This window comes from Ruminococcoides sp., assembly GCF_057037865.1.
On record NZ_DBLZMS010000007.1, the window covers coordinates 136804 to 145799 of the forward strand.

The following is an 8996-nucleotide window of genomic DNA, read 5'->3' on the forward strand; positions in this document are numbered from 1 at the left end:
AAATGATTAGATTTTTTGTCTTGACAACTGAACCACTATATTCTATAATGGAGATGAAGTGAGTCCGGTGTTTTAATATTTCAAATCTTGAAAACTTTTAATTTTTTATTAACAGGAGATAAAAGATGAAGAAACTAAAAAAGATGATTGTGTTGGGTATGGTCGTTCTTTCTTTGATGTCTGCTCTTACTTTTTCAGTATTCTCTGCCGGTAATGTTTCAGATACAATTATCAACATTAGTGCGAGAAGTAACAACGGAGGTACTCCGTGCAGATCTATTTGGCGTGAGAAGAAAGATTATACATCTGTTTGGTGCGAAAACAAGAGCACATCAGGAGGTTCTCTGAGTGCTTGGGTTCAGCGTACAAATAATAAGAATACTTCCTCCGTAAAAACTGTAGACAGATATTACGGTTCATGGAGCTATAATGGGGCAACTAAGAATATGAAAAATTTACCAAAGGGTACATATTATTATTTGCCTAACTATGTTAAAGAAGACGGCTATAAATATGCTACTTTGGGCTACATTATGAATAAGGAAGCTGTGAGTTACCACATAGCATGGAGTCCTGACAGCATATAAAATATTTGTGGCTTTGTAAGTTATGCTCTGTGCCTTTTAATGAAGTTTTGACTTTATATATGCGCGCAGAGCATGACTTTTAGACTGCGGTAGGGAGTTGCTTATAGAGGTGTTTATATATTGAATAAAAAAATAACAACCGTAATTATTTTGATTATCATCTGTGCTTCATCTATAATAGTTTCCATCTTATACTTGATAAAAAACGATATTATTGACATCAACGATATATACACTAATGCTGATGCAAAAAACACACAGGTTGCAAATGGAAGTAATATCTCTTCCACAGAAAATTCAGCGTTGGGCTCAAAAAGTTGTGTTCTGCTTGAGGAAGGTGCTGAATACGATACTATGTACGACGATAGAACAAGCATTTATGTTAAATTAAATGATATAAGCATTTCAAAAAACAAAGCAGAACTTCCCGAATTTGACACATTTGAGGACTGGGATGAAATTAAAGATAGCCAAGGAAATATTACAAATGAATATTCATATGTAGTGCTTAACATTACAATGATGAATAAAGGAAATGAAAATGTGGAGGTATCATTGAACAGCTTACTTTTGCATTTTGGTACAGACGGTGGATATAACGAAGCACGAAGTTTTAATTCAAGTGAGAAAAAGACTTCAAAAAATTATTTTGTAGAAAAACTTGAACCCGGTAAAAAATTGAATGTTAATGTAGCATATGTTGCTGAGGACAAACAACTTAATGAGTACAAAGACCAACTTTATTTGATGACAGTGCTCTCAGGCAATCCTTTAGGAGAAGGAACTATGCAAGTCATCAAATCCGAAAAATAATAAATGGAGAATGATAAAATGCAAAGAATGATTAAATTCGAACTGAAAAGAAGTTTTAAAAACAGGCTGTTTTTAATTTCTTTGCTAATTTCATTAGCATTGGTAACATGGTATTCGATTGAAAGAATACCATACTGTGTGCAGTTGAATTCTGAATTTTTAAATGATGAAAATTTAATGGGATTTTTTGAAATTTCATATACAAACTGGATTGGCAGTCATAATATCTATCTTCAGCAAAACATTTTTTATATGGCTATTCCAATTCTCGCCACTTTGCCATTTGGAAGTTCCTTTTATGATGATATAAACAGAGGATATGCAAGAAATGTGTGCGTTCGTGCCAAGAAAAAATATTATCTTGTGGCAAAATACATAGCTGTTTTCGTAAGTGGTGGTTGCGTGGTTGCTATTCCAATGGTTCTTAGTTTTCTCATTTCTTCAATATTTTTACCGACAATGCTTCCTGAAGCATCTTATACATTTACTAACATATATCCTGCGTATAAGTGGGCTGATTTATTTTATGTGCAACCGTTATTATATACATCGATATATATTTTTATCACATTTTTGTTTTCGGGAGTAACAGCAAGTTTGTCATTGTTTATTACATTCTTTTTAAACAGAAAATTTGTGACTTTTGTTTTTCCTTTTTTCATTTACATTTTTTCATCATTTTGTCTTGAAATGTTGGGATTTGATGCCTACAGTATCAGAAATCTTGTCACGACTACAAGTGAAAGTGGGACTACCTTTTCTGTAACAATTTTATTTTTGATTTTCTTTTGCCTTTCATTTTTTCCGTATTATTTTATTGGAGCGAAAAAAGATGTTTTTTAAAGCGTGTAGAAAAACTTTTGTTGCAATGACATATTTTAAATATTTGGTTGTTTTCTGTTTACTCTGCAGTTTTGTATTGTTTTACTTTTTTGCTTTTTTAAAAAAAAATATGATGGATATAACAGACAACATATGTATGGCAGATTTTGTGGAAGCCGCCGGGGGTCACACGACAACTATCTTTTTTGTACCAACCGCCGCATTACTTTCAACGATATTTTCCGAAAAAAACAGTAACTTTACAAATGCCTATATTCGCTTTAGATTTAGAAATACATTGGTTGTCAGAAATAGTTTGAAAGTTCTTGCTTTTTCTGTGGCTTTTTGCATTTTATTCCTCGTCGCAGTTCTTGGTATGTCGAGATTTTTTTCACGAACAGTAATTAATTGGAATTCATATGAAAGCTATTATTATCTGTGTGAAGGATGCATAAGCAATGTAGGCTTTGCAAAAGTAGTGATGAAAACTTTTGTATGTCTTTTAATTCCTACAATATTTTTTTCTGAATTAATATGTGCTTTTGGCTGTATAATAAACAAAGTATTTCCGTTCTTAGTGACGGTCACAACATGTATTGCAGTTTCATTTGATGGTGATTGGAATATTGACTTTTGGCTCTTGATTTTTGGGACAATTATAGTATTCGTACTAAATTTATTGTTCATGAAAAGAAAGGATTTTTTAAATTGAAAGTTCGTCTTTTTTTTCGTTTGCTTTCGCATGATATAACAGAGGGAATCATACATAATCGTAAATTTTTTATTTTTGCTGCGTTGCTGTTCATATTTATTGATTTCGTGTATTGGCATAATATTAGCTTATATTTTAGTGATTATAATTCGGTTGTAGACTGCGGTGTTCTGGATTTTTTTATGAATGTTTTTGCCGGATGTGACCCTTTTGATCCGGAGGCAAATAAGGGTGTAGATATTCCCATAACGTGGTTTTCTTTTAATGTACTTCCTTATTTGTTTGTGGGATTATACATTACAAACGATTTGCAGACAAGTGCCGATACCTTTATTTTGCGGGTAAAATCCCGATATTTATGGTGGTTGAGTAAAATAGTTTGGTGTGTTGTTTCTTCAACTTTGTACTATTTACTGTTTTTTGTAATTTCGACAGCTTTTACATTGTTTTCCGGTAATTTTTCATTAACTCAAAACAGTTTAATAACTGAAGAATTTTTGGAGCTAAGCACTTATGGAAAAAGTATGACAGAAATTTTCATTTCCTCAGTACTGTTACCTTGGATGATTACAACTTGTCACATGACATTTGATGCAATTATCAGTATTACATTTGGACCTGTTGTCGCGTTTTTGATGATAGTCTGCCTTATGACCACATCTGTGTTTTATTGCAGCGAATTTTTGCCGTTTAACTTTTCAATGTTGATAAGAACTGATTTTTGCGCCATAAATAATATATCAATATATACAGAACTGGAGGTTGCCTTTTTAATAATCGTTATATGTTTATTTTTAGGCTTGCCAATTATCAAAAGAAAAAACATTATTTAAAGTAGGAGAGATTTATGAATATAGAAATTTGTAATTATACAAAAAAGTTATCAAAAAATCTTGTACTGGAAAATATAAATTTATCACTTTCCGGAGGAAAAATTTACGGTTTTGTAGGTAAGAACGGTTCGGGGAAAACTATGCTTATGCGTGCAATTTGCGGACTGATTTTACCTACCAGTGGTTTTGTAAAAATAAATAACAAAATCATAGGAAAAGACATATCGTTTCCTGATAGTGTTGGGGCTTTAATTGAAAATCCGGGGTTCATTTCTGAGTACTCCGGTTTTCAAAATTTGAAGATTCTCGCTCAAATACAAAAGAAAATAGACGATAAAAAAATAGTGGATACTATGAGAATGGTAGGGCTTGACCCAAACGAAAAGAAGAGTTTCCGAAAATATTCACTTGGTATGAAACAAAAACTTGGAATAGCAGCAGCGATGATGGAAGACCCTCAAATACTTGTTTTAGATGAACCTTTTAATGCGTTGGATGAAGCTTCATGTGAAAATGTCAAAAAAATGATTTTGTCCGCAAAAGTTCCCGATAGAGTTGTGTTGCTGTCATGTCATGACAAAAATCAGATTAACGCTCTTTGCGACGAAACTATAGAATTAGCGCAGGGTAAAATCATCAGGAGAGATAGTCTTTATGAGAAAGAAAAATAATTTAAAAGTTATTGTAACGCTCCTTATTGTAACAGTATTATGTATATGTGGTGTCATTAGGTTTTTTAGTATCAATTCAAAATATCCGCAAAACGAAAAAGTTGTATATAAAATGGGCGATTCATTTGTTTGTCAAAATGCAAAATTCACTATAACAGATACATACATGCTTAAGCGTATGGACATTATGAATGATGATGATTTATCAGAATATTTGGAAGAAAATTCTGACTATTTGAAAAGTGAAGATTTGAATCTTGGCTTAATAAAAATTATAATTTCCAATACAACAGATGATGAAATAACTGTTGATTTAACAGCTTTTCATATTGAATCAGGTGCTTTTTCATTACAATTTTATTACCCGCTCGTTATGTATTACAATGATTGTGGAATGTATATTAAACTTTCAAAAGGTGAACAAAAAACGTTTATTGCACCCGTTCCTATCTCTTCTGAACAATTTCTCAATTATGATTCCACCAATATTAGAAACAGAACGTATTATTTGGTATCATCTTTATATCCTCAAAAAATAATGTCAGAAGTCAAATTTAATTAAATTCAAGATATTTAAATTGGTCAAATAAATAACAATGTTGGTTTAGCATAATTAGTGCTGAATTACTTGGACATTGAAAAGTTGCCTCGTTGTATAATCATGACGAAAATCTGATTAACGCAAAACTGCAATACAGCAAGGTGTCGTAATCCGTTTCTTGTTCAAGCTTGAAAAAATATTTAAATTTCCTTTTAACGGTAAACTATTGTTTTTTCTCTTGTGTTCGTGCCGCATTGTATTTCTCGTCTGAGTTTGGTTGCAACGGCGGCGGGCATATTCACGGGCAGCTTGCACATTGATTTCATCATTCAGTTTGCCGTCAATCTCACTGTGCGGCGATATTAAAAACGGAAGTGGATTTCTTTTCATTTTGAAGTCCCTTCCGTTCATTTTTCTTTTCGTTTATCTGCTTTACGGCGGCTTTATACCGCGCCAAAGTTTCCTTTACAGACTTTGAATAATCCGTTATGCTCCACTTGCCGGTTTGAGTGTGTCGAATATGATAGTTGATGATTATCAGCCTTTCACGCAGGGTTGGTGGTGATCTGTTGACTGAGCCTGCACAATCTTAGCAAAGCATTGCTGTGCTTGGATTCAAATACCTTGTCACAGCCCTTGCAGCTAAGTGAAAACGGCTCGCCAACCTTGTGTTTTCTCGCCTTTATCAACTGATAGCATTCCCTGCTTTTTAGACGGGCTGTTTCAGCTGCTTCTGCCGCTTAATTTCTTCCTCGCTCAGCTGAGGTTGAGGAATTTCAAACTTGCCGATGAAATTGAGATAGATTTCAACCTCCTGCATACGTTCTCCGTCAATATAATACGGAGCGTGAACTAAAATTTTGTCGATAAACTCATTTATCATCGGCGTAGTAAGCTCGGAAAAATCGGTGGTTATACATCTTTGCACCGCAATCGGCACAATAAACAAGACCCGTCAGCGGATTCGCCACTCCGGTGGTGTCAACACGTCTCGGCGTTTTTGTCAGTTTCTGAGCAAGCTCCCAAGTTTCTCGGTCAATGATTGCTTCGTGCGTGTCATTGAATATCAGCCAGTTCTCCTGCGGATTTTTCACTGAGCTTTTGTCCTTATATGATTCCTTGTGCGTACGGAAATTTACGGTGTCTCCGCAGTATTCCTGTTTTGCAAGAATACTGCGGACAACATATCCGCTCCAACTGAACGGGTGGGTAAACTCCTTTTTGTTTTTCCTTATTCCAATTCCTTTTTTGTAAAGTAAACAGCCGGGGTTTCAACCTTGTCATCAAACAGCGTGCGGGATATGTAATAAGGTCCGCAGCCTTCTATTGTGAAATGGAAAATTCTGCGGACGACTGCAGCCGCTTCCTCATCAATCAGCCAATGATTTTTGTTGTTCGGGTCTTTCTTGTAACCGTAAATAGCCGAGTTGGTTGTCGGCTTTCCCGATTCGTGCAGATAGTTTGCAATATCAAAAGCATACTATGCCCGAGCGTAAGTGTAGCAACTGATTTGACGGTTATGTTACAAAAACAAATCCACATCTAAAAGGTAACACAAGATAACAAAAAACTGTACAGCCGAATATGGTTGTACAGTTTTTAGTTTTATATGTTATTTTATAGGAATGTAACATTGTACAAATTTGCACAATTTGAGCCGTAGGGGATTGCTAATCCTACCCGATAAAGCCTTGAACGAACACAATAACAATCAGCACGGGGAGTGCGTATTTAAGGTACGGCTTCAGCACTCTTGAAAGTTTAAGACCTTTACCCGTGTTACATTCTTCAAAGTAATTGTCAAAGCCCCAGCCGAATTTTGTTGTGCAGAACAGGAGGTAAACCATTGCGCCGATCGGAAGAAGAAGGTTGCTGACAACGAAGTCCTCAAGGTCAAGCACACCCTTGCCGAGAATGTTGAAGTCGCTCCAAATGTTGAATCCGAAAATACACGGCAGACACGCAAAGAACATAATAATTCCGTTGATGATTGACGCCTTTGTTCTGCTCATGCCGAATGTGTCGGTAAGAAAAGCAACAAGGTTTTCAAATACGGCAATAACCGTTGAAAAGCTTGCAAATGTCATAAACAGAAAGAAAAGCGTACCCCAAATCCGACCGCCCGTCATATTTACGAAAACATTCGGAAGCGTCACAAAAATAAGGGCAGGTCCTTGGTCGGGCTGAACGCCAAATGAAAAGCAAGCAGGGAAGATGATAAGTCCGGCAACAATTGCAACAAAAGTGTCCAATGCACAAATCTGAACAGCCTCACCGTAAAGCGTGCGGTCTTTGTTCATATAACTGCCGAAAATTTCCATTGATGCGATTCCGAGTCCGAGTGTGAAAAACGACTGACTCATTGCAGAGGTGATTACCTTGCCGAGTCCTACATCTTTAACCTTTCCAAAATCGGGAACAAGATAAAAGCTCAAGCCTTCTCCCGCATTTGAAAGCATCATACTGTTGATTGCAAGAATAATAATCAGTGCAAGCAACGCAACCATCATAACCTTGCTGACCTTTTCAATGCCTTTTTGAAGTCCTCGACTGCATACAAAAAATCCGAATACAACGATTATCGCAAGCCATATAATCATCTCAACAGGCGATGCCATAAGGTTGTTAAACACTCCCGAAACCTGTTCTGAGTTCATTCCGCTTTTAAATGTTCCCGTTGCAAATTTATAGAAGTAATCTAACATCCAACCCGAAACAGGCGTGTAAAACATCATCAAAAGGTAACAGCCTATCATACACAGCCAACCGTGAATGTGCCATTTGCTCTTTGGCTTTTCAAGTGTTTTATAGCTTAATACGGCACTTTTTCTGCTTGCTCTGCCGACTGCAAGCTCCATTGTCAGAACGGGAATTCCCATAAGCACAAGAAATGCAAGATAAAAAAGCACGAACAATCCGCCGCCGTTTTCGCCCGTAACATACGGAAAGCGCCAGACATTGCCTATGCCAATCGCACAGCCTGCACTTACAAGGAGAAAACCTGTTCTCGACTTAAAATTTTCTCTTTGCATAAATATTCTCCTTAAAAATACTGTCACTTTAATTATACAAACTTTTCACCGATATTTCAAGGAATAAACTTTTTATTTATGCAATTTGACAGGGATTAAAAAGCTTTGTATACTTTTATTGACAGAAACATTTAAGTCTTGTTTAAGGTTCGAAATAACGATTGTATTTTAATTCTTTAAAATAATATTTAAGAACACAAAGTATTTTAACAGTACTTTGTGTTTTTTTGTGACAAAATTCTCCGAAATAACAAAGTTCTGCTATAAAATGTAATAAAAGTGTAATAAATGCTATATCTATATTGAAAATTAATGAAACAGAAATTATAATTAAAATACAATATAAAACATAAAACATATATTTGGAGTTTGATAATGAAATTAACGAATGTGAATTTTCTTGCAAAAGCAAATGCCAAGATAAATAAAAATGAAAAGGGAATAAAAATTGTTTCCGCATTGCTTGTAATATCAATAACCTTGATTTCGGCATTTTCAATTACCGTCACAAAAGCTGTAAATGAGTATAAAGAGGATTATCGTGCAAGAACACTTGAGGTTGACCCTTGGTTAAGCAAACTTGACGATAATGTTATAGAAAGTATTAAAAATACTGAGCATGTAGTTGATATTTTTCCTCTTGAAGGAATCAGAAATGATTCGTTCAGTGTAACACAAACTTCAAATCAAGAATTTCAGAACAGAATTGATGATAAAGGAGATACCCATATTTATATATGGTCATTATTGGGAGATGAAAAACGCAGTGTTATTGCAGGAAAAACTCTTGATGAATCCCCTGTGTTAAGCTGTTTTATCCCCAATTAGGTGTAAAACTCTGCTCGATGGCGGGCGGCGGCGTACAAAAAATCTATATGGTGTTGTTAAGAGAACCGTCCCGGCGGGACAGGTCAGGCAGTGACCTGTTCCACCTCCGGGATGGGTTTGAGATTAAAATGAATTTCGATAGAAATGTGTCTTGTTT

Annotated in this window: 11 protein-coding genes; 8 read left to right on the forward strand and 3 right to left on the reverse strand. The window is 35.3% G+C overall.

Annotation, left to right across the window (positions count from 1 at the left end; genetic code table 11):
- Positions 1-125 precede the first annotated feature (125 nt).
- The 7 genes from AC2HW8_RS07800 to AC2HW8_RS07830 all read left to right on the forward strand — a co-directional run bounded on the left by AC2HW8_RS07800 (position 126) and on the right by AC2HW8_RS07830 (position 5000).
- A complete protein-coding gene (locus AC2HW8_RS07800) occupies positions 126-587 on the forward strand; it encodes a DUF2712 domain-containing protein (RefSeq protein WP_015524130.1) in 462 nt (153 codons plus the stop codon).
- 120 nt (positions 588-707) lie between these two features.
- On the forward strand, positions 708-1400 hold the full coding sequence (locus tag AC2HW8_RS07805) for a DUF4352 domain-containing protein (RefSeq protein ID WP_101070937.1): 693 nt from the start codon (positions 708-710) through the stop codon (positions 1398-1400).
- A gap of 18 nt (positions 1401-1418) precedes the next feature.
- A complete protein-coding gene (locus tag AC2HW8_RS07810) occupies positions 1419-2243 on the forward strand; it encodes a hypothetical protein (RefSeq protein ID WP_101029352.1) in 825 nt (274 codons plus the stop codon).
- The gene (locus AC2HW8_RS07815) at positions 2233-2934 is read left to right on the forward strand and encodes a hypothetical protein (protein WP_015524128.1); all 702 of its coding nucleotides are present in this window, start codon (positions 2233-2235) and stop codon (positions 2932-2934) included. The genes AC2HW8_RS07810 and AC2HW8_RS07815 overlap by 11 nt, the downstream gene beginning before the upstream one ends.
- Entirely contained in the window at positions 2856-3767 is a 912-nt protein-coding gene (locus tag AC2HW8_RS07820; RefSeq protein ID WP_117524779.1) for a hypothetical protein, read from the forward strand. The genes AC2HW8_RS07815 and AC2HW8_RS07820 overlap by 79 nt, the downstream gene beginning before the upstream one ends.
- A gap of 14 nt (positions 3768-3781) precedes the next feature.
- The gene (locus AC2HW8_RS07825; RefSeq protein WP_015524127.1) at positions 3782-4438 is read left to right on the forward strand and encodes an ATP-binding cassette domain-containing protein; all 657 of its coding nucleotides are present in this window, start codon (positions 3782-3784) and stop codon (positions 4436-4438) included.
- Positions 4422-5000, forward strand: a complete 579-nt coding sequence (locus tag AC2HW8_RS07830; protein WP_484327388.1) for a hypothetical protein — start codon at positions 4422-4424, stop codon at positions 4998-5000. Before AC2HW8_RS07825 ends, AC2HW8_RS07830 begins: the two co-directional genes overlap by 17 nt.
- A gap of 688 nt (positions 5001-5688) precedes the next feature.
- Here AC2HW8_RS07830 and AC2HW8_RS07835 read toward each other — a convergent pair.
- The 3 genes from AC2HW8_RS07835 to AC2HW8_RS07845 all read right to left on the reverse strand — a co-directional run bounded on the left by AC2HW8_RS07835 (position 5689) and on the right by AC2HW8_RS07845 (position 8011).
- A complete protein-coding gene (locus tag AC2HW8_RS07835) occupies positions 5689-5919 on the reverse strand; it encodes a DUF4368 domain-containing protein (RefSeq protein WP_242985671.1) in 231 nt (76 codons plus the stop codon).
- Positions 5852-6220, reverse strand: a complete 369-nt coding sequence (locus AC2HW8_RS07840) for a recombinase family protein (RefSeq protein WP_306527694.1) — start codon at positions 6218-6220, stop codon at positions 5852-5854. Before AC2HW8_RS07840 ends, AC2HW8_RS07835 begins: the two co-directional genes overlap by 68 nt.
- 435 nt (positions 6221-6655) lie before the next feature.
- Entirely contained in the window at positions 6656-8011 is a 1356-nt protein-coding gene (locus AC2HW8_RS07845; protein ID WP_484327389.1) for a sodium-dependent transporter, read from the reverse strand.
- A gap of 375 nt (positions 8012-8386) precedes the next feature.
- On the opposite strand from AC2HW8_RS07845, the gene AC2HW8_RS07850 reads away from it, so the two are divergent.
- Positions 8387-8839 carry a hypothetical protein gene (locus tag AC2HW8_RS07850; protein ID WP_303666695.1) on the forward strand — a complete coding sequence of 151 codons (453 nt, stop codon included), beginning with the start codon at positions 8387-8389 and terminating at the stop codon, positions 8837-8839.
- Positions 8840-8996: the final 157 nt, after the last annotated feature.

Excerpts from the sequence above, each read along its gene's own strand:
- AC2HW8_RS07800 (WP_015524130.1), top strand. The coding sequence starts at position 126 with ATGAAGAAACTAAAAAAGATGATTGTGTTGGGTATGGTCGTTCTTTCT.
- AC2HW8_RS07810 (WP_101029352.1), top strand. The coding sequence starts at position 1,419 with ATGCAAAGAATGATTAAATTCGAACTGAAAAGAAGTTTTAAAAACAGG.
- AC2HW8_RS07815 (WP_015524128.1), top strand. The coding sequence starts at position 2,233 with ATGTTTTTTAAAGCGTGTAGAAAAACTTTTGTTGCAATGACATATTTT.
- AC2HW8_RS07825 (WP_015524127.1), top strand. The coding sequence starts at position 3,782 with ATGAATATAGAAATTTGTAATTATACAAAAAAGTTATCAAAAAATCTT.
- AC2HW8_RS07830 (WP_484327388.1), top strand. The coding sequence starts at position 4,422 with ATGAGAAAGAAAAATAATTTAAAAGTTATTGTAACGCTCCTTATTGTA.
- AC2HW8_RS07845 (WP_484327389.1), bottom strand. The coding sequence starts at position 8,011 with ATGCAAAGAGAAAATTTTAAGTCGAGAACAGGTTTTCTCCTTGTAAGT.
- AC2HW8_RS07850 (WP_303666695.1), top strand. The coding sequence starts at position 8,387 with ATGAAATTAACGAATGTGAATTTTCTTGCAAAAGCAAATGCCAAGATA.